Source organism: Streptomyces phaeofaciens (assembly GCF_014648915.1).
GTDB lineage: Bacteria > Actinomycetota > Actinomycetes > Streptomycetales > Streptomycetaceae > Streptomyces > Streptomyces phaeofaciens.
The window spans coordinates 651,286-675,994 of sequence record NZ_BMSA01000001.1; the positions used below are offsets into that span (position 1 = coordinate 651,286).

The 24,709-nt window shown below is 73.6% G+C and carries 21 protein-coding genes; 15 read left to right on the plus strand and 6 right to left on the minus strand.

Annotation, left to right across the window (positions count from 1 at the left end; genetic code table 11):
* Positions 1–164 precede the first annotated feature (164 nt).
* From IE275_RS02660 to IE275_RS02670, 3 genes are all read left to right on the plus strand, one after another.
* Positions 165–599, plus strand: coding sequence for an ATP-binding protein (locus IE275_RS02660; RefSeq protein ID WP_189706997.1), 435 nt, complete (start codon positions 165–167; stop codon positions 597–599).
* 151 nt (positions 600–750) lie between these two features.
* Positions 751–1,317 carry an ECF RNA polymerase sigma factor SigK gene (gene sigK, locus IE275_RS02665; RefSeq protein ID WP_189706999.1) on the plus strand — a complete coding sequence of 189 codons (567 nt, stop codon included), beginning with the start codon at positions 751–753 and terminating at the stop codon, positions 1,315–1,317.
* On the plus strand, positions 1,314–2,063 hold the full coding sequence (locus IE275_RS02670; RefSeq protein WP_189707002.1) for an anti-sigma factor: 750 nt from the start codon (positions 1,314–1,316) through the stop codon (positions 2,061–2,063). Before sigK ends, IE275_RS02670 begins: the two co-directional genes overlap by 4 nt.
* Before the next feature lie 52 nt (positions 2,064–2,115).
* Here the strand turns inward: IE275_RS02670 and IE275_RS02675 are convergent, their stop codons facing one another.
* Positions 2,116–2,877, minus strand: coding sequence for a DeoR/GlpR family DNA-binding transcription regulator (locus IE275_RS02675; RefSeq protein ID WP_189707004.1), 762 nt, complete (start codon positions 2,875–2,877; stop codon positions 2,116–2,118).
* Between the two features lie 89 nt (positions 2,878–2,966).
* Here IE275_RS02675 and IE275_RS02680 point away from each other — a divergent pair, with 89 nt between their 5' ends.
* On the plus strand, positions 2,967–4,160 hold the full coding sequence (locus IE275_RS02680) for an MFS transporter (protein WP_189707006.1): 1,194 nt from the start codon (positions 2,967–2,969) through the stop codon (positions 4,158–4,160).
* Here the strand turns inward: IE275_RS02680 and IE275_RS02685 are convergent, their stop codons facing one another.
* Both IE275_RS02685 and IE275_RS02690 read right to left on the minus strand, forming a co-directional pair.
* Positions 4,161–4,532: a VOC family protein gene (locus IE275_RS02685; RefSeq protein ID WP_189707008.1), complete on the minus strand. Its 372-nt coding sequence runs from the start codon at positions 4,530–4,532 to the stop codon at positions 4,161–4,163.
* Positions 4,533–4,595: 63 nt separating this feature from the next.
* Positions 4,596–6,824, minus strand: coding sequence for an FUSC family protein (locus IE275_RS02690; RefSeq protein ID WP_229870055.1), 2,229 nt, complete (start codon positions 6,822–6,824; stop codon positions 4,596–4,598).
* A 285-nt stretch (positions 6,825–7,109) separates the two neighbouring features.
* Here IE275_RS02690 and IE275_RS02695 point away from each other — a divergent pair, with 285 nt between their 5' ends.
* From IE275_RS02695 to IE275_RS02710, 4 genes are all read left to right on the plus strand, one after another.
* Positions 7,110–7,832, plus strand: a complete 723-nt coding sequence (locus IE275_RS02695) for a TetR/AcrR family transcriptional regulator (protein WP_189707012.1) — start codon at positions 7,110–7,112, stop codon at positions 7,830–7,832.
* 38 nt (positions 7,833–7,870) lie between these two features.
* Positions 7,871–8,659: an SDR family NAD(P)-dependent oxidoreductase gene (locus IE275_RS02700; protein ID WP_189707014.1), complete on the plus strand. Its 789-nt coding sequence runs from the start codon at positions 7,871–7,873 to the stop codon at positions 8,657–8,659.
* 36 nt (positions 8,660–8,695) lie between these two features.
* On the plus strand, positions 8,696–9,736 hold the full coding sequence (locus tag IE275_RS02705; RefSeq protein WP_189707016.1) for an NAD(P)-dependent alcohol dehydrogenase: 1,041 nt from the start codon (positions 8,696–8,698) through the stop codon (positions 9,734–9,736).
* Positions 9,737–9,862: 126 nt separating this feature from the next.
* A complete protein-coding gene (locus IE275_RS02710; protein WP_189707018.1) occupies positions 9,863–10,009 on the plus strand; it encodes a hypothetical protein in 147 nt (48 codons plus the stop codon).
* A 359-nt stretch (positions 10,010–10,368) separates the two neighbouring features.
* Here IE275_RS02710 and amcB read toward each other — a convergent pair whose 3' ends face one another.
* Entirely contained in the window at positions 10,369–11,499 is a 1,131-nt protein-coding gene (amcB, locus tag IE275_RS02715; RefSeq protein WP_189707020.1) for a cyclophane-forming radical SAM peptide maturase AmcB, read from the minus strand.
* The gene (locus tag IE275_RS02720; protein WP_189707022.1) at positions 11,499–13,769 is read right to left on the minus strand and encodes a tetratricopeptide repeat protein; all 2,271 of its coding nucleotides are present in this window, start codon (positions 13,767–13,769) and stop codon (positions 11,499–11,501) included. Before IE275_RS02720 ends, amcB begins: the two co-directional genes overlap by 1 nt.
* A gap of 123 nt (positions 13,770–13,892) precedes the next feature.
* On the opposite strand from IE275_RS02720, the gene IE275_RS02725 reads away from it, so the two are divergent.
* The 5 genes from IE275_RS02725 (at position 13,893) to IE275_RS02745 (ending at position 21,745) form a co-directional block, all read left to right on the plus strand.
* Positions 13,893–14,237 carry an effector-associated constant component EACC1 gene (locus IE275_RS02725; RefSeq protein ID WP_189707024.1) on the plus strand — a complete coding sequence of 115 codons (345 nt, stop codon included), beginning with the start codon at positions 13,893–13,895 and terminating at the stop codon, positions 14,235–14,237.
* A 4-nt stretch (positions 14,238–14,241) separates the two neighbouring features.
* Positions 14,242–16,866, plus strand: a complete 2,625-nt coding sequence (locus IE275_RS02730; RefSeq protein ID WP_189707026.1) for a substrate-binding domain-containing protein — start codon at positions 14,242–14,244, stop codon at positions 16,864–16,866.
* Positions 16,866–18,239, plus strand: a complete 1,374-nt coding sequence (locus IE275_RS02735) for an extracellular solute-binding protein (RefSeq protein WP_189707027.1) — start codon at positions 16,866–16,868, stop codon at positions 18,237–18,239. The genes IE275_RS02730 and IE275_RS02735 overlap by 1 nt, the downstream gene beginning before the upstream one ends.
* 388 nt (positions 18,240–18,627) lie before the next feature.
* Positions 18,628–19,608, plus strand: a complete 981-nt coding sequence (gene sigJ, locus IE275_RS02740) for an RNA polymerase sigma factor SigJ (RefSeq protein ID WP_189707029.1) — start codon at positions 18,628–18,630, stop codon at positions 19,606–19,608.
* A 16-nt stretch (positions 19,609–19,624) separates the two neighbouring features.
* Positions 19,625–21,745, plus strand: a complete 2,121-nt coding sequence (locus tag IE275_RS02745; RefSeq protein WP_189707031.1) for an MMPL family transporter — start codon at positions 19,625–19,627, stop codon at positions 21,743–21,745.
* Here the strand turns inward: IE275_RS02745 and IE275_RS02750 are convergent.
* Complete coding sequence (locus IE275_RS02750; RefSeq protein ID WP_189707381.1) at positions 21,688–22,164, minus strand: RrF2 family transcriptional regulator; 477 nt, start codon at positions 22,162–22,164, stop codon at positions 21,688–21,690. The genes IE275_RS02745 and IE275_RS02750 overlap by 58 nt on opposite strands.
* Before the next feature lie 172 nt (positions 22,165–22,336).
* Here IE275_RS02750 and IE275_RS02755 point away from each other — a divergent pair, with 172 nt between their 5' ends.
* Together IE275_RS02755 and IE275_RS02760 are read left to right on the plus strand one after the other, a co-directional pair.
* A complete protein-coding gene (locus IE275_RS02755) occupies positions 22,337–23,071 on the plus strand; it encodes an SDR family oxidoreductase (RefSeq protein WP_189707033.1) in 735 nt (244 codons plus the stop codon).
* A 348-nt stretch (positions 23,072–23,419) separates the two neighbouring features.
* A complete protein-coding gene (locus IE275_RS02760; protein ID WP_189707035.1) occupies positions 23,420–24,700 on the plus strand; it encodes a glycoside hydrolase family 16 protein in 1,281 nt (426 codons plus the stop codon).
* Positions 24,701–24,709: the final 9 nt, after the last annotated feature.

Sequence of the window (24,709 nt, forward strand, 5' to 3'; positions counted from 1 at the left end):
GAAAAGGTAAGAAATCGATGAAACCTCGCTTTTCACACCTTTCACCCCTTCCTCCGTCCCCTCCTGCCGACGTGGTGTGCGGGGGCACGGCATCCGCGGACCGCGCGGCTACGAATCCCCCGCGAAGGGAAGCCGTCCCGGACGAGCAGGTCGAGGGAGCCCTCATGTCCATCACCACGTCACCCCCGGTGACCTCCCAGTACGTCGTCTCCCTGCCGCACAGCCGACGCGCTCCGTCCCTCGCCCGGCACGTCAGCGAGAGCTGGCTGATGGCCGTCGACCCGGTCGACCCGGTCGACCGCGTGGCGGACGCGGTGCTCGTCGTGTCCGAGCTGGTGACCAACGCGGTCCGTCACACCGACGACTCCTGCGTGCTGACGCTCACGCTCCGGGACAGCCGTCTCGACATCGCCGTCGCGGACCACAGCGAGGAGTTTCCCGACCTCTGCCACGCGCAGGGCGACGAGCGCGGAGGCTTCGGCATGCAGGTCATCCGCCGGCTGGGCGGACGGATCAGGCTGGTCCCCGCGATCGGCGGCAAGACCGTCCACGTCCTGGTCGACCTGAGCGCGGGACCCGAAGCGCCGGGGGAGCCGTGAGCGCCCGCGCCGGGATCCGTCCCCCGCGATCGCGTACCGCCGTCGCGGCCGTGGTGCACGGTCCGCCGCCCGGTGCCACGATCGAAGTCTGGACCGGGACGGCCGCGGGCGGGCCGCCCGGACGCGGCGGAAGGGACGAGGGGAGCACGGCTTGCCGCACAGCCCCGAGCCGAACGCAGGAGTGGAGGAACTTCTGGCCCGTGTGGCCGGCGGGGACCACGACGCGTTCTCCGGGGTCTATGACGCGCTGGCCGGCACCGTCATGGGTCTGGCCTGCCGGATCCTGCGGGACAACGCCCAGGCGGAGGAGGTGACGCAGGACGTCATGATCGAGGTCTGGCGCACCGCGGGCCGCTACGACCCGGACCGGGGAACGGCGAAGGGCTGGGTGCTCACCCTCGCGCACCGCCGGGCGGTGGACCGGGTGCGGGCCGCGCAGGCGAGCGCGGATCGCGAGCAGCGCACCGGCCTGCTCGGGCCGGACCGGGACTTCGACGAGGTCGCCGAACTCGTCGAGGAACGTGACGAGCAGCGGCGCGTGTACCGGTGTCTCGCCACGCTGGCCCGTCAGCAGCGGGTGCCGCTGGTGCTCGCCTACTACCGGGGCCTGACCTACGTCGAGGTCGCCGACGCGCTGTCCACCCCCGAGGGGACCGTGAAGTCCCGGATGCGCGCGGGGCTCCGGCAACTGCGGGCGTGTCTGGAGGACGAGACATGACGACCGAGCAGGAACCCCACCTGGCCATCGGCGCGTACGTCCTGCACGCTCTGCCTCCCGCCGAGGAAGCCGCGTTCGAGAACCACCTCGCGGGCTGCGACCAGTGTCTGCGCGAGGTCGCGGACCTGCTGGAGACCGCCGCTCAGCTCGGCTCGCAGGACACCGCCCCGGTGACGCCGCAGGCCCGCGACCGCGCCCTGCGGGCCGTCGCGCGCACCCGCCAGGACCAGGTCCGCCGCCTCCCTGCCCGGTGGGGCCGCAGAGCTCTGCGCCTCGCTCTCGCCGCGAGCGTCGCGGCCGCCGTCGCGTTCGGCGGGATCGCCGTCTGGCAGCACGGCGAGGCCGACGACGCGCGTGCCGAGGCCGCCCGGGCCGAACAGCGGTCCGGCTGGGACGACTCCGAGTACACCGACGTCCTCACCGCCCCCGACGCCACGCTCCACACCGGGAAGCTGGGCGACGGCACCACGGCATCCGTCGTCGTCTCCCGCTCCCGGGAGAGCGCCGTCTTCGCCGCCCGCGGCCTGCCGGCCCTGACGGGGGGCAAGGTGTACGAACTCTGGTACGCCGCCGAGGCGGGCGATCCGCGGCCCGCGGGCCTGCTGCCGGGTGACGCGAAGCTGGACGCCCGGGTGCTGGAGGGGTCCCCCGACGACGCCGTCGCCGTCGGCATCACGGTCGAACCCGCCGGCGGGTCGCCCCGGCCCACCACCGAGCCGCTCGGCGTCATCTCCATCGAGGCGTGACCGTCGCCCGTCGCCCGTCGCCCGACGGGCGGTTCTCGGTCGGGGGCGGCCGTCAGGCGGTGATGACCGAGACGTTCGCCGCCTCGATCGCGGCGAGTTCGCCCCGTGGCGCCGATGCGTCGGTGACGAGGGTGTGCAGCGCGGTGACGGGGGCGACGAAGGCGTGGGCGGTGTGGGCGAGCTTGCTGCCGTCGGCCGCCGCGACGATCCGGCGTGCCGAGCCGATGGCCGCCTGCTTGACGGCGGCGTCGTCGAGGTCGTAGGCCGTCAGTCCCTGGTCCGCCGCGAGGCCGCAGCATCCGAGGACGGCGGTGTCGAAGCGCAGGGCCGCGAGCGAGGCGAGGGCGAGCGGCCCGGTGAGGGCTCCTTCGCCGGGGCGGGGCCGGCCGCCCGGTACCAGGAGGGTGGTCTGCCCGGGGTTCTCGCCGAGGGTGTGAATGGCCTGGAGCGACAGGGGCATCACCGTCAGCCGCCGGCCGCGCAGCGCCCTGGCGACCTCCAGGCAGGTGGTGCCGCTGTCCAGGACGACCGTCTCCCCGTCGGCGATCAGCGCGGCGACCTCCGCGGCGATCCTGGCCTTGCCCTCCGTGCCGTCGTGCGCGCGCAGGGCGAAGGGGGGTTCCTCGCCCCGCAGGACCGTGCTGCGGGCTCCGCCGCGCACGCGCTCCAGCACGCCCTGGGCGGCGAGGGCGTCCAGATCGCGGCGGATAGTCATCTCGGAGGCTCCGGTGAGGTCGGCCAGCTCGCTCACGCCGGCGCTGCCCGCCGCCCGCACGGCGTCCCTGATCCGACCGAGGCGGTCTGCGTTACCCATGGCGTGATTCAACACCACTCACCTCCGAACAGGAAAGCTGTGAGAAATGGCTTCTTTCGAACGCGGAACATGTTCGATATGTTGAGTGCATGGAACGATCACTGCGTGCCGCCCGTGCGGCGACCTTCACGTACTTCATCCTCAACGGGACCCTGCTGGGGATGTGGGTCGTGCAGATCCCGCCCATCGAGGAACGCGTCGGCATCAGCCACGCCGTGCTCGGCGGCTTCCTGGTCCTGCTGGGGCTCGGCGCGTTCGCCGGCATGCAACTGGCCGGCCCGCTCGCCGACCGCCTCGGCACCCGCACGGTCGTTCCCGTCTCCGCCGTGTTCTGCGGCGCGGCCCTGATACTGCCCGGTCTGGCGGCCGACACCTGGACCCTGGCGGCCGCCCTGTTCGTCTTCGGGTTCGCCAACGGCTGCCTGGACGTCGGGATGAACGCCCACGCGGTCCAGGTGGAGAAGGCGTACGGACGTCCCGTGATGTCGGCGTTCCACGCGACGTTCTCCGTCGGCGGCGTGCTCGCCGCCCTCGCCGGCGCCGCCGCCGCGGGCCTGGGCTGGAGCCCCGCCGCGACCCTGGGCTGCGCCGGCGTCCTCGCGACGCTCGTCGCCCTCGGCGCCGCGCGCGCTCTCCTCCCCGCCGAAAACGGCTCGGCCACGGCCCCGCCCGACGAGAGCGGCCCGGGGAAGGCGGCCGGACGCCCCGCTCCGGCGCGCATCTGGATCCTGGCCGGGCTCGCCCTGCTGGTCATGCTCTGCGAGGGAGCCGCCAACGACTGGAGCGTGCTGCACCTGAAGACGGTCCTTGGCGCTTCGGACAGTCTGGCCGCGTTCGCCTACGGCGCCTTCGCCGCCGCCATGACCGTCGGCCGGCTCCTGGCCGACCGGATCGCGGCCCGCTTCGGCCCCGCCGCGATCGTGCGCCACGGCGCCGCGACGGCCGCCGTCGGCATGACCGCCGTGGCCCTCTCCCCGTGGATCCCGCTCGCGCTCGCCGGGTGGGCCCTGTTCGGTGCCGGACTCTCGGGCTGCGTCCCCCAGTTGTTCAGCGCCGCCGGTCACGCCGACCCCGCGGCGGCCGGTGCCAACGTCTCCCGGGTGGCCGGTCTCGGCTACCTGGGCATGCTCGCCGGGCCCGCCGTCATCGGCTGGCTCACCCACCTGGTCCCGCTCAACATCACCTTCCTGCTCCCGGCGGCCTTCTGCCTGGTGGCCGCGGCCGCGGCCGGCGTCCTGCGGGGCCGGCCGGTCACGGAGCCCCAGGCCGCGCAAGCCGTGTGACTACATTCCCTGGACGACGGAGAGCACATTGCCGGCGGGATCGGTGAACCACGCGATCAGCGGGCCCTCGCTGCGGAAGATGCCCTTGTCGTCGGGCTCGAGATGGTCGTAGCGCTCGAACCGCACGCCCTTGCCGCTCAGTTCGTCGACCGCCGCCTCGATGTCGTCGACGGGGAAGTTGAGCGTGGTGTACGTGGCCGGGGTGTGGTCGGACTTGGGGTAGACCATGATGTCCCGGTCCCCCGCGAGGTGCAGGGTCAGAAGATCGTTCTCCACGGACACCCGCAGACCGAGCGTCTCGCCGTAGAACTCTTTGGCCGCTTCGAGGTCGTTCACCGAGAAGCTGCTGAACGCCTTGGTCGTACCGAACATGTGCGCCTCCGGGGAGGGGTTCCTTGACTTCAGTCTCCTCCGTCGCCGAGCGGCTCGCCCGCCTCAGGGGGCGTGCCGGCCCGCCGTGCCGGGAAGGCCGGCCTCGACGCGGGAGAGCTGGGAGGCCAGGCTCGTCAGCCAGACGTCGAGGTCGATCAGCGTCGGCAGCGGCGGTGGGGGCGGCCGCGAGGCCGGCGGCCCGTCGCCGGCCTGCTCCTCGACCAGCGGCGGCCCGTCGCCTGCCTGCTCCTCGACCGGTGCCCCGGGCCGGTCCGGAGGGTGTCGCCCGCCGTCCCGCTCCCCGGTGCACAGGGCGGCCAGCCGGTCGGTGGTTCGGGCCGTCGCCCGGGCGTCGTCAAGGGCCCGCCGCGCCGCGTCGGGCGGCAGAGCGCTCGTGGGCAGGTCGAAGCGCGGCAGCCACTGGGCGCCGAGCAGGACCTGGTGGACCGCGATGAGCAGGCCGTGCCAGTCGGCGCCGGAGGCGTCGGCGGCCGGTTCGCTGCGGAACTGGGCATAGGCGGACTCGGCCAGACGCAGCCGGTGCAGGGCGGGCCATGTCTGCGGGGGCGGCGCCGAACCGGGCGGCAGGGCCGTCAGCGTCTGGGCGGTGCCCTCGATCAGCGGCCCGCACTCCCGCAACAGCCCCGCCATGGTCCTGCGCACCTCGCGGCGGGCACCGGTCGGCCAGGCGAGCATCGCGCACAGCAGACCGATGGCGCTGCCGGTCACCACGTCCACGATCCGCGCCTCGGCCAGTTGCCAGGAGGCCGCGGCGATCTGGGCGAAGGCGGTGGCCACCACCAGCGTGAACAGCGCCTGGGCCCAGACGATCCCGAACAACGGCCCGAGCGCGAAGGCGAGCAGCATGGCCGGCGCGAGGATCGCGGCGTACGCGTCCGTGTGCTGTCCCACGCCGATGAGCAGGGCGCCCGCCGTCACGGCGCCCACGAGATTGCCGGCCACCGCCGCGCGAATGGCCGCCCAGGTCTGCCCGACGGTGGTCCTGCTCAGGGTCAGCACCGCCAGCAGCACCCAGAACCCGTGGGTCAGGTCGAGCGAACCGGCGACCAGCCGGGCCGCGCCGAGGGCGAGGGCGATCCGCACGGCGTTGTGGAACTCCACCGACCGGAGGGTCATGTTGCCGAGGAACCGGCGCAGCCACAGCCGGGCCGTGCTCGCCTCCGTGTACCAGAACAGTTCCCGCGGCTCGATCGGCGGCGTGCGCCGGCCGTCGAGGCCGACCTGGACGGAGATCTCCAGGACGCGCACCGACTCGGCGATCGCCAGCAGCGCCGCCTGCCGCCGCAGGACCGGCACCGGCACCGGCGTCGGCACCTCGGCGGCCCGCCCCGCGACCTGCCGTACCCGCATCCGCTGGAAGGCGCCGATCGCCTCGTCCAGGCGCTGTGGTTTGTCGGCGGCCCGGCCCCTGCGCAGGGCCTCGGCGCAGTCGCCGCACAGGGACGCCACCCGCGGCAGCAGCCAGGGGGACGCCGGATCGATACGGTCCCCGGCTTTCGGGCCGGCCCGGCCGTCGGTGCGGGCTTCGCCGCGCAGAAGCTGCTCCAGTTGCCCCGTCTCGGTGAGATGGGCCAGCTGTTCGAGCAGCCGACGGGCCGCCGAACCCGCCTGGGACAGGGCGCGGGCCGCCCGGCCCGGCCCCGCGGGGCGTTCCGCGGGCGGGACGTTCGACAGCCGCAGCCGTGCGCCGTGCGCGCGCAGTTCCTCGGGCGGCAGGCCGGCGGTGCGGCCGGCGAGGAGGTCGCCCGCCGTCGCCACGGCCCTCGCGAGGCTGTTCCGGTACGTCTCGCCCGCGGGCCGCGGCAGCAGGAACAGCTCGCACAGCGCCAGCAGTCCCACGCCCACGGTGAGCCCGGCCAGCCGGAGCCCCAGGGTCTGCGGTGCGTAGGGCGGGAAGCAGGCCAGGATGTAGAAGAGCTGGAGTCCAGGCGCCGCCCCGGCCGGCCGGGGCCCGGCGACGGCGGCGTAGGCCAGGAGGAAGCCGACGACGAGCATCCCGAGGACCGCCGCCCAGGTCTCCACCGCCAGCACGGTTCCCAGCGTCACCAGCAGCAACCCCACCGGAAGCGCCCTCAGCATCACGGTGGCCCGTTGCCGCCCCGACCCCGGGATCGGGGACAGCAGCCCGAGGGAGATGGGCGCGAACAGCGCGTACAGGGCCGGTACCGGTTCGTCGAGCCCGTACACGAAGACGTAGAAGCCCGTGGCCGACGCCAGGGTCACCCGCAGCGACCGGCGCACGATCTCGGTCCGCTCGGCCCCGCTCTTCACGGCGCTACCCCGCCGCCCGGCGCTGTCGGACCCACGCGGGCGATCCCGGAGCCACCCGTTCGCGCGACCGGCGAAGACGCAGCGCGCATGAGCAGGTTCCTCTCGACCCGACGCCGGGGCGGCGCCGTGGGCGGTGGGCCGGACACCCGCCCGCACCCCGCACCCCCATTGTCGGCCGCCCCCGCACGCCCCGCAGCCCGGCCGAGCCACTTGTGTCCCAATGAGACAGAAGTCTCGACGCGCCTCATGTCCCATTGAGACACAATCGGGTGTAGCCTCGAAGACATGAAGGCAACGGAGCCCACCGCCGATCCCGCCGCATCCGCCGATCCGGCCACGTCGGCCGCCCCCGCCGGCGCGGACGGCGTGACCGAGGACCGGCGGCGGCGCAAGGCGCGGCAGACGCGGAACGCGCTGGCCACGGCCGCGATCGACCTGATCCTGGAACACGGCCTGGCCGCCACCACGGTCGAGGCGATCGCGGAGCGCACCGACGTCGCGCGCCGCACGTTCAGCCGGCACTTCACCGGCAAGGAGGACGCCGCGCTGGACTTCGTCCGGGGCGACGGCGACCGGATCAACACACTGCTGCGCGCCCGCCCCGCCGACGAGCCGCCGCTGGTCGCCTACCGGGCGGCCGTGGCCGGGTGGCTGGCCGACCGGGAGAACCCGGCCTGGCACGTACGCCCCCGCATGCGCCGGCTGCTGGCCCTGGTGGACCGGGAGCCCGCGCTGTTCGCCGCCTACGAACGCATCCGGGTCGACGCGCAGGAGGAGTCGATCCGCATCCTCGCCGCCCGCCTCGGCACCGACGACCTCCAGGACGTCCGCCCCGCCGTCGTCGTCGACGCCGCCGCGGGCGTCCTCACCGCCGCGCTGCGCCTCTGGGCGCGCCGCGCGGACGACCACGACTCGGGCGCCGCAGACCTCGCCGACCTGGTCGAGCGGGCCTACGACGCCCTGACCGACGAGGCCGCCGACGCGGCCCGTCACCGACGAGGCCGCTGACCGGCCCCGTTCCGCACCACCCAAGAAGTGAGAGCACCATGAGCGACACCAGCACCACGACCCTCCCCGACTACGCCACCGAGTTCGCCGGCCGCACCGCCCTCGTCACCGGCGCCGCCTCCGGCATCGGCCTGGCCACCGCCCGCCGACTGGGCGCCGGCGGCGCGAACGTCGTCATCGCCGACCACAACGTCCAGGGCGCCGAGGAGGCCGCGGCCACGCTGAAGGCCGAGGGCATCAAGGCCGCCGCCGTGGAACTCGACGTGACGCGCCCGGACTCCGTCGAGGCCGCCGTACGCTTCGCCGTCGACACCTTCGGCGGCCTGCACCTGGCCGTGAACAACGCGGGCATCGGCGGCCCGAGCGCCCCCACCGGCGCGTACGACATCGCCGCCTACGACCGCGTCGTGCGCACCAACCTCGACGGCGTCTTCTACTCCCTGCGCCACGAACTGCCCGCCATCGAGGCGGCCGGCACCGGCGGCGCCATCGTCAACGTGGCCTCCATCCTCGGCTCGGTCGCCTTCGCCGGCTCTCCCGCCTACGTCGCCGCCAAGCACGGCGTGGTCGGACTGACCAAGTCCGCCGCCGCCGAGTACGCCGCGAAGGGCATCCGCATCAACGCCGTCGGCCCCGGCTTCATCGAGACCCCGCTCCTGAAGGGCATGGACAAGGCGGCCTACGACGGCCTCGTCGGCCTGCACCCCGCCGGCCGGCTCGGCCGGTCCGAGGAGGTCGCCGAGCTGATCGTCTTCCTGCTGTCCGACCGGGCCTCGTTCGTGCACGGCAGCTACCACCTGGTCGACGGCGCCTACACCGCCGTCTGACCACCCCGTACGACCTTCGGACGAAGGAGCACGACCATGAAGGCACTCCAGTACCGCACCATCGGCGCGCCGCCCGAGGTGGTGACCGTCCCCGACCCCGAGCCCGGCCCCGGGCAGGTCCTGCTGAAGGTCACCGCCGCCGGAGTCTGCCACTCCGACATCGCGGTGATGAGCTGGCCCGCCGAGGCGTTCCCCTACGAACTGCCGCTCACCCTCGGCCACGAGGGCGTGGGCACGGTCGCCGCGCTGGGCGCCGGTGTGACCGGGGTGAAGGAGGGCGAGGCGGTCGCCGTCTACGGGCCCTGGGGCTGCGGGACCTGCGTCAAGTGCGCCGAGGGCAAGGAGAACTACTGCCTGCGCGCCGACGAGCTCGGCATCCGCCCGCCCGGTCTCGGCCGGCCCGGGGCGATGGCCGAGTACCTGCTCGTGGACGACGCCCGCCACCTCGTCCCGCTGAACGGCCTCGACCCGGTCGCGGCCGTACCGCTGACCGACGCGGGCCTGACGCCGTATCACGCGATCAAGCGGTCGCTGCCCCGGCTGGTGCCGGGCTCGACCGCGGTGGTCATCGGCACCGGCGGACTGGGCCATGTCGCCATCCAGTTGCTGCGCGCCCTCACACCCGCCCGGGTGATCGCCCTCGATGTCAGCGAGGACAAGCTGCGCCTGGCCCGCGAGGTCGGCGCCCACGAGGCCGTCCTGTCGGACGCCGGGGCCGCCCGGGCGGTCCGTGAACTCACCGGCGGACTCGGCGCCCAGGCGGTGTTCGACTTCGTCGGCGCGGAGCCCACCGTCCGCACCGCCGGCGCGGTCGCGGCCGTCGAGGGCGAAGTGGCGATCGTCGGCATCGGCGGGGCGGCACTGCCCGTCGGCTTCGGACACACCCCCTTCGAGGTGTCGGCCTACGCACCGTACTGGGGCAGCCGCGCCGAACTCGTCGAGGTGCTCGAACTGGCCCGCGCCGGTGCCGTGTCGGTGCACACCGAGACGTTCACCCTCGACGACGCGCCGCTCGCCTACGAGCGACTGCACGCCGGCACGGTCAAGGGACGAGCCGTCATCCTGCCCCACGGCTGACGCGCCCCGCGCGCACGGACGGCGCGGGCACCGGGACGCGACCGGTGCCCGCGCCGGCCTGTCCGCTCCCTCGGTGGGTAGGTGAACGGGCAACAGGACACAGCCCGACACCAGGGAGGGACCACGATGAGCAGCCTCATCCGGCGCATCAAGGAGTTCGCCAGGAGCCCGCAGGGGCGCCGCACGATCGACCAGGCACGGCAGGCCGCCACCGACCCGCGCCGCCGGGCCCAGGCACGCCGCCTGCTGGCCCGACTCCGGACCCGCCGCTGACCACGCGCACCGACGGCCGGGGTGGGCCGTCGGTGGACGCGATACGCCGGGGTCGGCCGCTGCCGGTGGGGGAGGCGGCCGGGGCCGGCGTCGCGTAGTACGGAGAGCTCCTCCGTGGTGTCGAAGGCCAGCACATCCCCGGTGCCGGGAGCCCGATGGCGGACTAGCGAGGCCTCCCGGTGTCGGTGGACGCGCACAGTTGCGTAGGTTCCGTTGCGCCGGAGTACAGCGTCGTCGTACGGACGCAGTCTGCGCTCCCGCAGTCGGGGCACCGCCATTCGGGGTCGGAGCCGGTGCCGAGGAGAGCGAGCTGATCGGCGGTCAGGGACCGTATGCGGGCGACGACTTCCGTGGGGGTGTCACGTGTCGAGGGTGACTCGTTCCGCATCGTGTATCAGTCCTTCCATGAGGAGTTTTCTGCTGCTGCGGCAGAAGGCGGTCTCGGTGGCGTCGAGCCGGCCGGTCTCGAAGTACTTGTTGGCGGCCTGGCCGCCGCGGCAGTACGCGAACAGGGCGCAGCCGGCGCGGCAGGCGTCGATGCCCGCGAGGGCCTCGGCGACCCAGGGCACCCGCTCGGCACGGGCCAGACAGCCCGCCAGCCCGACGTCCCGTACGTCGCCGACGGTGAAGGCACCGAGGCGAGGGGAGGTGAACCCCGCCAGGTCCGGGCTGACCGGTACCACCTGACCGTCCCAGGTGATCATCGGCAGCGGATCGACGGGCTGGCCGGCCAGCCGCTGCGCGACCCCGGCGACCTCCGCCCTGACGTACCGGAGGGCATGCTCGACGTCCCGCAGGGCCATGCGCGGGTCGGCGCGCCCGCAGGCGGCCAGGGCGGCCCAGAAGCCCGCGGGGTCGGCCTCGTCCGCGATCGAGCGGACGTTCACGCCCTTGCGTTCCACGAGGTTCACGCCCAGAGTGCGGCAGCCCAGGCCGGAGAACCAGCGATGCAGTTCGACCGCCCGGCGAGGACAGGGATCGGACACGACCGTCACCGCGCCGAAAGGGATCCCGTGCTCCCGGAGCAGGGCGATGCCCCGGAGCGCCCGGCCGGTGGTGTCGTGGCCGCCTCGGTCCGCCCGGGCGCCGGGGCCGGGACCGTCGATGCTGACGGAGACCTCGATCCCGCGCTCCACGAACAGCCGGCACCAGGCGTCGTCGAGCAGTGTCCCGTTCGTCTGCACCGCATGGCGGACCGGATGACCGCGGCCCGGCGGGAACCTGTCGAGCAGCGCCGTCAGTCGGGGCAGACCCGTGGCCAGCGGCTCTCCGCCGTGCCACAGCACGGTCACCGGGTGGTGTGCGGACCAGACCTCGACGGTGTGGGCGACGGCGTCCGCCACGTCGGGGGACATGACACGGGCGAGCTCTCGGGACGGCAGGTAGCAGTAGGAGCAGTCGAGGTTGCACAGCGGGGTCGGCTGGAGGAGGACGAGGGAGCTTGTGCGCGCCAGCCGCGTGGGAGGTGACGGCGGTGCTGCTTCCCGCATCACTCCTCCGTCTCCCCGGTCGCGCCGGTGGTGTCCGGCCCGGCGGCCGTGAGCAGGCGCAGTGTCTCGCCCTGCCCGTGCTCGTCGGCCAGCTCCCGGTACAGGGCGAGGGCCTCGCGGTGCGCCGCCACCGCCCGGTCGCGGTGGCCCGCCCGCAGGAGGGTGATGCCCAGGTCGTTGGCCGCGATCGCCTGGCGATGCTGGTCACGGAGGTCCTCGTACTCCCGGACGGCGAGCGTGTGGGCGTCGACCGCCTCCTCGAACCGGCCCAGTGCGGACAGGACGAGTCCGAAGTCGTTCCAGGTCGTGGCCACCCGTTCCCGGTCCCCCAGTTCCTCGAAGAACGCACGGGCGGCCGTGTGTGCCGCGACGGCCTCGGCGTGACGCCCGGTCTGCCGCAGCGCGCGGCCCAGGTTGTTGCGCGCGATCGCCTCGCGGTGCCCGTCACCGACGGACCGGAACATCTCGCAGGCCCGGGTGTGCGCGTCGCCCGCCTCCTCGAACCGGCCCAGCTTGAACAGCGCCCGCCCGAGGTTGTTCCAGGTCGACGCTTCGATGTAGACCTCCCCGGCCGCGTGCGCGAGCGCGCGGGCGCATTCGTGGGCCTCGATCGCCTGGTCGAACGCCCGTGCCTCCGTGAGGGCGATTCCGAGCATGTCCAAGGATCTTCCCTCCCCGAGTCCGTCCCCGGCCTCCCGGCAGATCGCGCGGGCCCGGGTGTGCGCCGCGACGGCCTCGCCGATCCTGCGTTTGTTGCGCAGGGCCAGACCGAGACAGTTCCAGGCCTTGCCCGTACCGGCCGGGTCGGGCGGAGTGAGCACCGCCTCGGCCGCGCACCGGAAGACCGACACGGCGTCGTCGAAGTACCGTCGCCAGTTGAGATACCCGTGAAGGCTCAGGGCCAGTCGTAGCGCGGCCCGCGCGTGCGCCGGGTCGCCGGCCCACAGCGCGGCGGACACCAGACCGGTGCGCTCGCCGTCGAGCCAGTCCAGCGCGTCCTGTCGGCCGGCGAAGGCGGCGGTCGGACCCCGCCCGGGACCGGTCTGGATGTGCCGGTCGGCGGCCTCCGCCAGTCGCCGGTAGTGCGCGAGGAGCCGGGACCGAGCCGCCGTCCCCTCCGCCCTGTGCGCCTCCGCCCGGGACCCCTGGTCCGCCGCGTAGGCGCGGACCAGGTCGTGCATCCGCCAGCGGCCGCGTACAGTGCCCGGCCCGACCAGGTGCGCGCGGACGAGGACGTTCAGCTCCCGTCTCGGCGCGGCCCCGGCCCCGCACAGCACGGTCATCGCCTCGTCGCCGGTCTCTGGGCCGGGGGCCAGGCCCAGCAGCCGGAAGAGCCGGGCCGGCGCCGCGTCGAGACGACGGTAGGACAGATCGAACGCGGCCCGTACCCCGCGTTCGCCGTCGTCCAGGTGGTCGATGACCGCGGTGGAGTCCGCCAGCTCGTTCACCAACTCCGGCACGGGCTTGCCGGGATCGGAGACGAGCAGCGCCGCCGCGATCTGGAGCGCCAGCGGCAGATGCCCGCACAGCGCACAGAGTTGTTCGACCGCTGCGGGGTCGTCCGTGACACGGGTGTCGGCGGGGTCGGCCGTGCGCAGCGCAGCGTGCAGGACGTCCTGGGCCACTCGGGGCTCCAGGACGTCCAGGTGGAGCAGGTGCGCCCCGAGTTGAGGCATGGTGTCGCGCGAGGTGACGAGCACCCGGTGGGCGGTGTGGCCGGGCAGCAGCGGTCTCACCTGCCCGGGGTGCGAGGCGTTGTCCACCACGATCAGTACCGCCCCGCTCGTGCGGGCCCGCTCGGTCAGGACTGCTCGGTACAGCCCGGCGCGCTCGTCGAGCGTGGTCGGCACATGCCCGCCCGCGACCCCCAGGGCGCGCAGCAGAGCCTCCAGCAGCTGTTCGGGACCGGCCGGTGTCTCGTCGTACCCGTGGCAGTCGACGAACAGCGCGCCGCCCGGAAACCAGCCGTGGGCCCGGGCGGTGTGGGCGGTCCGTACGGCCAGCGCGGTCTTGCCGACCCCGCCGAGTCCGACGACCGCGGCGACCGGAGAGGGGGAGCGCGCGGGGCCGCCGGGAGCCAGGGCGCCGAGCAGCGTGCCCAGTTCGTCGTCCCGGCCGGTGAACCCGGCGGCCGGCGGGGGCAGTGCGTCCTCTACGTGGGGCATGGGCCCGTAGTGATGGTGATGCTCCACCTTCTTCCCGATCGTCGAGCCCCGGAACGTTCCGTTGCTGAAGTCGATCGTGTCCGCCCCGTCCGCGTCCCCGCTCACGCACCCCATCATGCCCAGCCACGCGCCAAAAGCGCCGGGACCCGCTGCGACAAGCCCTGTGCACACGTCCGTTGGTGTCCGAACCCTCCCTTCCGCCGTGCCCTCGGTGTCATGATGGAAGGTATGGCTGAGGGGGAGGGTGTGGCCGACCGAGGCATACGCGTCCGGCTGGACGAGAGAGCGAGCAGAAGCGACGTCAGCGCGCTCAAGGCGTGGCTCGAGCGGGAGCGGGTCCTGGAGGGGCTGCGCATCGTCGAGCGGCCCCGCGGGGACGAACCCGACGGGCACATGGGCGTCGCGATGGAGATCTGGCTGGCCGTGGTCAGCTCGACCACCACCATCGCGGTCTCGAAGCTGCTCGACCAGACCGCCCGGGCCGTGCAGGCCTGGCGGGCCAACCGCCGCGAAGTGGAGAGCGGTGAACCACCCGAGGCGAGCGTCGATCCGGTGAACCTCGACGAGAGGTAGGCCGGTGAGCCGCTTCGACCCGCGCGGACACGTGAACCGGGCGCTGCTCGTCGGCGTCAGCGACTACGACCACACCCGCCCGGCGGAACCGGACGGCGTACCCGGCGACCTGCCCGGCGTCCGGCACAACCTCGACCGGCTCAGGGACGTCCTGAGCGGCGGCGGGGTGTTCGGAGCGGACGAGATCACCGTCGCCCGCTCTCCCTCCCTCGACGACTTCAGCGAGGAACTCCGCCGCGCCGCCCACGAGGCCGAGGGCCTGCTGCTGCTCTACTTCGCCGGACACGGCGCCGTCCCCAGCGCGGGCAACGAACTGTTCCTCCAGATGCGCAACGCGCGTGTGGTCGCGGGCGGTTGGGCCGTGTTCCCCGGCGCCGCCCAGTTCACCGGCGTACTCACCGAACTCGCCGGCAGCGACGTGGAGCGGATCGTCGTGATCCTCGACTGCTGCTACGCGGGCAACGCGGCCCGGATCTTCCAGGACTTCGCCGACCACCACGCCGTCGACCGGCACAAACTCCTGTTGCTGATGAGCGTGCAGGCCAACCGCCTCATCCACGCCGGCGACGGCACCGTCCCCACGCCGTTCACCGACGAACTCCTCCACCTGGCCGGCCGCGACGGACCGCTGTGGTTCCAGGACCTGTGCGGCGCGTTGCCGGGACGGATGACCGCGGCCGGCCGCACCACCACCCTCGGCGAGCCGCAGGAACCACAGCGCGCGGGCGATCCGCACACGGACGTCCTGCTGGCGGCACGGGGTACACCGCGGCCGGTCCCGGCTCCGGCCCGTCCGGAGGACGGCGCGAACCCGACACGAGCGCGGCGGCGCTCCGTCAGGGAACGCCTCGCCCTCCTCACCCCCCGGAGAACCGGCCTCGCACCCCTGCTCCGCCCCCTGGCCGACGAACTCCGCGCCGCCGCCCGGTGGTTCCGGCGAGGGCGCCCGGGACTCCGCGCCGCCCTGAGCGCCGTCCTCGTCGTCGCCGTCTCCGGCCTCGGCTGGGTCCTGCTCGGCCCCGACGGCGACCACGCCTGCGCCACACCCCTCGAACTGCGCGTCCTCACCGACCCCGACCTCGAGTCCACGGTCCGCGCGGCCACCGACGCCTATCTCACCTCGGACGCGAACACCACCGGCCACGGCTGCCGTCGCAGCGGTCTGACCGTCTACAGCGCGGGCTCCGCCGACGCCGTCGACGCGCTGCGCGAGGACACCGACGCCTGGCAGGAACCGGTCGCCGAGGACGACAACCCGCAGCGGGACGTCGGCCCGCAGCCCGATGTGTGGATCCCCGCCTCCACCACGGACGTCACCCGCGTCACCGGCGGCCGGCAGGGCCGCGTCTACGCGGAACTGGAGCGGGACGACCGGCCCTTCGTGTACTCCCCGGTCGTGCTCGCCGTCCCCCGCGACCTCGCCGGCCCCCTCGGCGAGCGCAGGGACCGTCCGCTGTCCCTCCTCATCGACGACCTCCGGCGCCGCGACCCGGACGCGGAAGTACGCCGCCCCGACCCGGAGTTCACCACCTCCGCCCTGCTGGCGACCCTGGGCCTCTACGACGGCGCCGGCGACCCGGGCGAGGCCGAACGGCGGCTGGCGCCGGGCGCGCCCGCGCCGAAGGCGGCCGACCTGCTGTGCGCGCTGCCCGACGACGCGGACACCGACCGGACCACCGCGGCCCTCGCCCCGGAGTTCCTGCTGAAGAGCGGCGTCGGCTGCCGTCAGGCGATCCGCACCCCACGGCTGGCCGCGTACCCCACGGACGTCCCGGGCCTGACCCCGACCTTCGTACGGGTCCGCTGGAAGGACGCCGACCTGGACGCGACGGCGCGCGACGACGCGGTGCGCCGCTTCCACACCTGGCTGACCGACGGCGACGGCCTCACGGTGTTCCGGGACGCCGGCTTCCGGTCCGCGGCGGGCGACCGGCCGCTGCTCGACGCCGACCACCTCGGCACCGGGGTCCTGCGCGACCCGGGGCGGGCGGCCGGGGACACCGGGCGCACCGACCTGGACACCGCGCTCACCCGGTACCGCGGCGCCAGCGGCCCCGGACGGGTCCTGTACCTCCTCGACAACTCCGGCTCCATGGCCGGCCTGTGGGAAGGCGCCAGCGGCGGCCCCGGCATCCTGAAGCAGTCGCTGGGCGGCCTGGGCGATCAGGACCAGTACGGCGTGTGGACGGTGTCCGGCACCTCCGCCGCCCGCCATGACGTCCGGCTCCCGTTCGGCCACCACCGGCGGGCCGACGCCGAACGCGTCCTGGACCCGCGGCGGACGACGGTCCGCGACGCCGAGGCCGACCCGCGCGCGGCCCTGCTCGCCGCGTTCGACGACATGGCGGGCCGCGGCGCCGACGACGACGGACCGCAGCTGATCGTGTTCCTCACGGACGACGAGGACAACAACCGCCTCACCGGCGGGAAACGCGCCGAGGTGCTGACGAGGGCACGGCAGGTGAAGGTGCCGGTCGTGATGGTGTCCCTGGACAGCGGCGCCTGCGACCGGGGCCGCGCCGACGCCGACATCGCCGAGGCGAGCGGCGGCCGCTGCCTGGACGCGAGCGACGACCTCGGCGCCGCCCTGCACGACGAGGTCGCGCGTGCGGGCACGGGGGAGGACTGATGTTCCGCGGCGACTTCCGGCGGGCGCTGCTCGCCCTGCTCCTCCTCGCGGTCACCGCCTGCACCGGCGGCTCCGCCGACTCCGCGCGGCCGTCCGCGGCCTCCGCGACCCCGGGCGAGATCGTGGTGGCCAGCGGCCGGGACGTGACCGGCAAGAACGGCATCCGCCAGCAGCTCATCGACACCTGGAACCGGCAGCAGGACGAGGCGGGCACCGGCTACCACGCCCGCCTCGTCGAACTGCCCGGCTCCGCCGACGAACAGCGCAGCCAGCTGCTCGGCGCCCTCCAGTCCGGCAGCGCCCGGTACGACGTGGTCAACCTGGACGTGACCTGGGTGCCGGAGTTCGCCGAGGCCGGCCTGATCCGGCCGCTCGCCGACGACGCGGTCGACGCGGACGTCATCCCGTCGGTGGCCCGCACGGCCCGCTGGGACGACCAGGTGTACGCGGTGCCCTTCAACAGCGACGTCGGGCTCCTCTACTACCGGCGCGACTACCTGGCCGAGGTGGGCCGCACCGACCTCGGCGGGGACGTCACCTGGCAGGAACTGCGGGAACTGGTCAACTCCCTGGACCGCGAGGAGCCCGGCCGGTACGAGGAGGGCTGGACGACCCAGCTGGCCGCCTACGAGGGCCGTACGGTCAACGCGATCGAGGCGTTCGCGTCGGCCACGCCGGACTTCGCGCTCACCGGCGCGGACGGCCACTACGACGGCGACGTCCAGCAGCTCACGGACGGCATCGCGGAACTGCGCCGGCGCACCGACTCCTCGTACACCCTCGACGACGCCTTCGGCTCCGAGGAGACGGCCTCGCTCGGCGACTTCGCGGACGGCCGCACGGCGTTCCTGCGCCACTGGCCGTACGCCTACCGCACCCTGCACCAGACGTTCACCGCCGACCAGCTCGGCGTGGCCCCGCTGCCGGGCCGCGCGGTGCTGGGCGGGCAGAACCTGGCAGTGACCCGGTCGACCCAGCGCTACGACGGCGCGGCCGCCCTGATCGCCTTCCTCACCGAGGCGGACAGCCAGCGCTGTCTCCTGGACGCCGGGTTCGCCGCGACCCGCACCTCCGTCTACGCCACCGACGTGACGTGCACGAACGCCCGCGTCTCCACCACCCCGGCGCCCTCCGGCACGGGCGAGAGCGCCGACCGCATGCCCCGAGACCGGGCCGGCCGCCCCGCGTACGCCACCGACATCCTGCTCAAGGCCCTCCGACAGGCGGTCTCCCGCCCCCGCACCCCGCTGTACGGCGCCTTCACCCAGACCCTCACCACCGAACTGGGCCCCCTCTTCGGCGAGGCCCCGCCGACCGACTCCCGGCTCGCCGAACGCCTGGACAGGGCCCTGCGCAAGGCACTCCCCGACTGAGCACCGCACCGCGTGCCCGCCGCACCGGCACGCGACCCCCGTGCCGACGGTCCGGCCGGTACGCCGTGAGGTCCACCCCGGGCGGCAGCGGGTCCGTCGGCAGGGCCACCACGACGTCGACCGGCGTCCCGGCGGCCCGCACCCGTTCGATCAGCGCGTCGAGCCGCCCCGGACCGAGCCGCGGTTGCGGGCCGTTGGCCGGGCCGCCCGGGCGGCCGGGGTCCGCACGGCCACGGCCCTGCGCACGGATCAGCGCCCCGACTCCCGGCGGCTCACGCCGAGTTCGCGGGCCGAGCTGAGATGTGGATCACATTCCCGGAGCGGATGTCACACTCCGGGGGCCCGGATCGCTCACAGTTCGGAACGCGATCACCACGGGAGGCCCACGATGTCCGACACCTCGCCCGACACACCGGCACGCCCCACCACGGGCGGCCCGCCGGACCCGGCGGCGTCGTCCCCGGACCCGGCGGCCGACACCGCGACACAGGTCTTCCACGCACACCGTGAGCTGCTGTTCTCCATCGTCTACAACATGCTCGGCAGCATCGCCGACACCGAGGACGTGGTGCAGGAGACCTGGCTGGCGTGGACGGGCAGACACCGGGCACCGGGCGCGGCGGAGATCGACCACCCGCGCGCCTACCTGGTGCGGATCGCGGTGAACCGGGCCCTCGCCCACCAGGCCGCCGTCAGCCGCCGCCGCGAGACCTACGTCGGGCCCTGGCTGCCCGAACCGCTCGTCGGCCCCCTCATGGACACCCCCGCTCCCGACGAGGCCGCCGACGCGGCGGTGCGCGCCGAGTCGGTGTCGATGGCCCTGCTGGTGGTCCTGGAGACCCTCACCCCGCTGGAGCGCGGGGTGTTCGTCCTGCACGAGGTGTTCGGCTACGCCCACACCGAGATCGCGGACATCCTCGGCCGCAGCCCCTCGGCGATCCGTCAGCTCGCCCATCGGGCCCGCGAGCACGTCCACGCCCGACGCCCCCGCTACGAGCCCGCACCGCAGGTCCGGCAGCAGGTCACCGAACGGTTCCTGGCCGCCGCGCTCGGCGGCGACCTGGACGCCCTCCTGCGGCTCCTGGCACCCGACGTGACCCTGTGGGGCGACAGCGGCGGCAAGGGGGCGGGCGGCCCGCGGCCGCTGCACGGCCGGGACAAGGTCGCCCGGCTGCTCGCCGCCGTCGGCCCCCACTCCGGCCGGGGCCTGCACATCGCCTACCGCAGGGTCAACGGCGACCCGTCGGCGCTGCTCTTCGCCGGCGACACCCCCTACGCCGTCCTCGTCCTCGACCTCACGCCGGACGGCGACCAGGTGTGCGGGATCTACGCCGTCGCCAATCCCGACAAGCTCGTCCACGTCGACTGAACACGGGGGAATCCACATGCTGCGCGACATGGCGTCTCTGCCCGCCGGCAGAGTGACGAAATGGATCGTCCTCGGCCTCTGGGTGGCCGTGCTGCTCCCGGCGCTCCTGCTGGCCGGCCGGCTCGGCGACGTCGAGGAGAACGACAACTCGGCCTGGTTGCCCGCCCACGCGGAGTCGACCGAGGTCGTCGAGCGGGCCGCGGCGTTCCGGCTCGCCGACACCGTCCCCGCGATCGTGGTCTACGACCGGCCCGAGGGCATCACCTCCGCCGACCTGGCCAAGGCCCGAGCCGACGCCGAGGCCTTCCAGGGCCTCGACGACGTCGTGGGACGGCCGCAGGGACCGTCGAAGGCCCGGGACGGCAAGGCGCTCCAGACCGTGGTGCAGATCCACAAGGACCGGACGGGCTGGGAGGGCATCGGCACGGTCGTCGACGCGATGACCGAGGTCGGCGAGCGCGACGCCGACGGTCTCGGGTTCCACGTCACCGGACCGGCCGGATACGCGTCCGACTCCATCAAGGCCTTCGGCGGCGGAGGCGGCCTGACGACGATCACCGCGGTGGTGGTGGTCGTGATCCTCCTGCTCACCTACCGCAGCCCGGTGCTGCCGCTGCTGACCCTGCTGACCGCGGGCGGCGCCCTGGTCACCTCGGAAGCGGTGATCTATCTGCTGGCGAGGAACGCCGGACTCACCGTCAACAAGCAGACCGGCTTCATCCTGACCGTGCTGGTGTTCGGCGCCGCCACCGACTACGCACTCCTGCTCATCTCGCGCTACCGCGAGGAACTGCGGCGGCACGAGGACCACCACGAGGCGATGGCGCGGGCCCTGCGCCGCTCGGGTCCCGCGATCGTCGCCAGCGCCGCGACCGTCGCGGTCAGCCTGATGCTGCTGACCCTGGCCACCCTCAACTCCACCCAGGGACTCGGTCCGGCCTGCGCCGTCGGCATCCTCGTCGGGCTGCTCGCCATGGTCACCCTGATGCCCGCGCTGCTGGTGATCTGCGGCCGCCGGGTCTTCTGGCCGGTGACGCCGTCGTACGGATCGGCCGGGGCGACCGGGGACGGCATCTGGACCCGGGTCGGCACCGCCGTCTCCCGGCGGCCGCGGATCGTGTGGACCGGCACCGCGCTGCTCCTCGCCGTCATGGCGGCCGGGGCGCTCGGGCTCACGTCCGACGGGCTCTCCCACAAGGACCAGTTCACCGGCACACCGCAGATGGTCGTCGGCGAGGAGATCCGGTCCCGGCACTTCCCGGCCGGGTCGGGCGACCCCGTCTACGTCGTGGCCGACGCCGGCTCGGCGCAGCGGGTGCGGGCCGTGCTGTCCGGCGTCCCGGGAGTCACCGGCGTCTCGACGCCGATGGTCGAGGGAGGCGAGGCCGTCCTGCTCGGGCAGCTCGAGGACGATCCCAGCGGTACGGCGGCGATGCGCGCCGTCGAGCGGGCCAGAACCGCGGTCCACGGGATCGAGGGGGCGGACGCCCAGGTCGGCGGCAACACGGCGATCATGCTCGACACGCAGAAGGCGGCCGCCCGCGACTCCGCGGTGATCATCCCCATCGTGCTGGTGACGGTGTTCCTCGTCCTCGCGCTGCTGCTGCGGGCGATCGTCGCGCCGCTGCTGCTCATGGCGACGGTGGTGCTGTCGTTCGGGGCGGCCCTCGGCGTGAGCGGTCTGATGTTCGACCATGTGTTCCACTTCGCCGGAACGGAGGCCTCCTTCCCGCTCCTGACCTTCGTGTTCCTGGTCGCCCTGGGCATCGACTACAACATCTTCCTGGTCACCCGGGTGCGCGAGGAGGCCCAGCTGCACGGCACCCGGCGCGGTGCGCTGACCGGTCTGTCCGCCACCGGGGGCGTGATCACCTCGGCGGGCCTGGTGCTGGCCGGCACCTTCGCCGCGATGGCCTCGCTGCCCCTGGTGTTCGCGGCCGAGCTGGGGTTCGCGGTGGCGTTCGGCGTGCTGCTGGACACCATGATCGTCCGCTCCGTGCTGGTCACCGCGCTCACCCTGGACGTGGGTCGGTGGATGTGGTGGCCCGGCCGTCTCTTCCGGCACCGGGCCGACGGCGATCAGCCGCTCGGCGTGCGCAGCCAGGCGCCGATCCCGGCCAGGGCGCCCGTGCCGTAGTCGGACTCGACGTCCTTGGCCAGGTCGGCGACGGAGATCGCCCTGAGGGCCTCGCGGCGTGCGGACTCCGCCGTGGCCATGGCGCGGGAGATCGCGCACGGAGTCGTGCACGCCTCGGCCGGCGTGGCCATCGGGCCGCGCCGGCGTATCTCCGTGCACACGAAGGCGGGGTCCGGGCCGTCGACGGCGTCCACCACGTCCAGGACGGTGATCAGCTCGGGGGGCCGGGTGAGCGCGTAGCCCCCCGACTTCCCCTGCACCGAATGGATCAGGCCCGCGCGGGAGAGGGCCTGGAGCTGCTTGGCGAGGTAGGTGGGGGAGATGTCGTGCAGCTCGGCCAGGCGGGCGGCCGGGACGGGCTGACGCACCGATGTCAGCACGACGCAGCAGTGCAGCGCCCACTCGACCCCACCCGACATCTTCACGCGCCTCACCCTACTCGGCTCCTTGACCCGGACACTTCTTGTCCGAGTATTATCTCGGACAGAAGATGTCCGGGATGAAGGACGGCCCGCTCGGTGCGTTGTGCCCGATGTGTTCCCCGAGTGTGCCGCGAGGCCCCGTGACACAGCGACGACGGAAGGAACGGCAATGAAGATCGTGGTGGTGGGCGGCACGGGCCTGATCGGCTCGCAGGTGGTCCGGCGGCTGGCCGAGCAGGGACACGAGGCGACGGCGGTCGCCCTGTCGACGGGTGTGGACCTCCTCACCGGTGACGGCCTCGACGAGGCGCTCGCCGGCGCGCGGGCGGTGGTCAATCTGACGAACTCGCCCACCTTCGACGAGGCCTCTGTCGCGTTCTTCCGGACGTCGATGGACAACCTGCTGGCGGCGAGCCGCAAGGCCGGCGTCGGCCACGTGGTCATCCTGTCCATCGTCGGCGTGGAGCAGGTCCCGGAGCTGGACTACTACCGGGCGAAGGTGCTCCAGGAGGACCTCCTCAAGGGCGGCGGGATCCCGTACTCCATCGTGCGCGCCACCCAGTTCATGGAGTTCGCCGACGCGGTCCTGTCCTGGACCACGGACGGCGGCACCGTCCGCCTGCCCCGCACGCCCCTCCAGCCCATCGCCGCCGCCGACGTCGCGGCCGTCGTCGCCGAGATCGCCGCGGGCACACCCCTCGACGGCACGCTGAACATCGCCGGCCCCGAGGTCTTCCCGCTCGACGAGCTCGGGCGCGTGACCGTCGCCGCCCACGGGGACGGCCGCCAGGTCGTCGTCGACGACACCGCGGGGATGTTCGCCGTCGTCAAGGGCGAGGTGCTGATCGCGCCCGAGGGGGCCCGCATCGCCCCCACGCACTACCGCGACTGGCTCGCGTCCTGAGCCGGTGCCACCTCGCCCGCCGAGTGCGCCCGACGGCCCACTCGGCGGGCCCGGTCGTATACGGAGGCCGGCTTGATCGCAGCCGGCGGTGTCCTCGGTGTTCTCGGTGTCCTCGGTGTCGCGGTACTCCTGAATGATCCGCCCGGCCCCGGACCTCGGGCCGTACAGGTCTGTACCAAACTCTTGACAGGTGCATTGCTCACTTCTTAAATCACATAGTGAACTAAGTCCTCCGGGACCGTTCCCACCCCCCACCCATCAGGCGAGGTCCCCGAGCGGACCCGCCGCGCCCGGCTCTGTCATGCACCTGTAATACCGAGCCGCGTCATGCTTCATGAAGGGAGAGTCATGGACTCCCCGCGCTCGCCCCGGCGCCTGCTGTGGACGCTCGCCTCACTGCTCGCCTTCGCGTCCTTGTCCACCGGTCTGGCCCAGGGCGCGTCCTCGGCCCCGGCGGAACCCTCCACGCGGACGGTCGCGGAGGCCCGAGCGGCCGCCGTCACCTTCTCCGACGAGTTCGACGGGCCCGCCGGCTCGGCCGTCGACGGCTCCAAGTGGCAGATCGAGACCGGTGACAACGTCAACAACCACGAGCGGCAGTACTACACCGCCGGCAACCGCAACGCCGCCCTGGACGGCCAGGGCCATCTGGCCATCACCGCCCGCCGCGAGAACCCGGGCAACTACCAGTGCTGGTACGGCCGGTGCGAGTACACCTCCGCCCGGCTCAACACCTCCGGCCGGTTCACCACGACATACGGCCGAGTCGAGGCCCGGATGAAGATCCCGCGCGGACAGGGCATGTGGCCGGCCTTCTGGATGCTGGGCAACGACATCGGCCAGGTCGGCTGGCCCAACTCGGGCGAGATCGACGTCATGGAGAACGTCGGCTTCGAGCCGTCCACCGTCCACGGCACCCTGCACGGCCCCGGCTACTCGGGCTCCGGCGGCATCGGCGCCGGGTACAGCCTGCCCGGCGGCCAGGCGTTCGCCGACGCCTTCCACACCTTCGCCGTCGACTGGAGCCCGAACGCGATCACCTGGTCCGTCGACGGCACCGTGTACCAGCGGCGCACCCCCGCCGACCTCGGCGGCCGGCAGTGGGTCTTCGACAAGCCCTTCTTCGTCATCCTCAACCTCGCGGTCGGCGGCTACTGGCCCGGTGACCCCGACGGCAATACGGCCTTCCCTCAGCAACTCCTCGTCGACTACGTCCGCGTCAGCACCGACACCGCCCAGCCGGGCGGCAGCGGCCCCGTCACCGGGCTCGGCGGGAAGTGCGTCGACGTGGCCGGTGCCAACAGCGCGAACGGGACGGCCGTTCAGCTCTACGACTGCAATGGAACGGCCGCTCAGCAGTGGACCGTCGGGAGTGACGGGACGATTCGTGCGCTGGGGAAGTGTCTGGATGTGGCGTCGGGCGGTACGGCCGACGGGACGCCGGTGCAGTTGTGGGACTGCAACGGGTCCGGCGCGCAGCAGTGGGCGGTGCCGGCCGCCCGGGACATCGTGAATCCGCAGGCGAACAAGTGTCTGGACGCCGCGGGGAACAGTTCCGCGAACGGTACCCGGCTCCAGATCTGGACCTGCACGGGCGCCGCCAACCAGAAGTGGACGGTGACCCGGTGACCCCCAGGC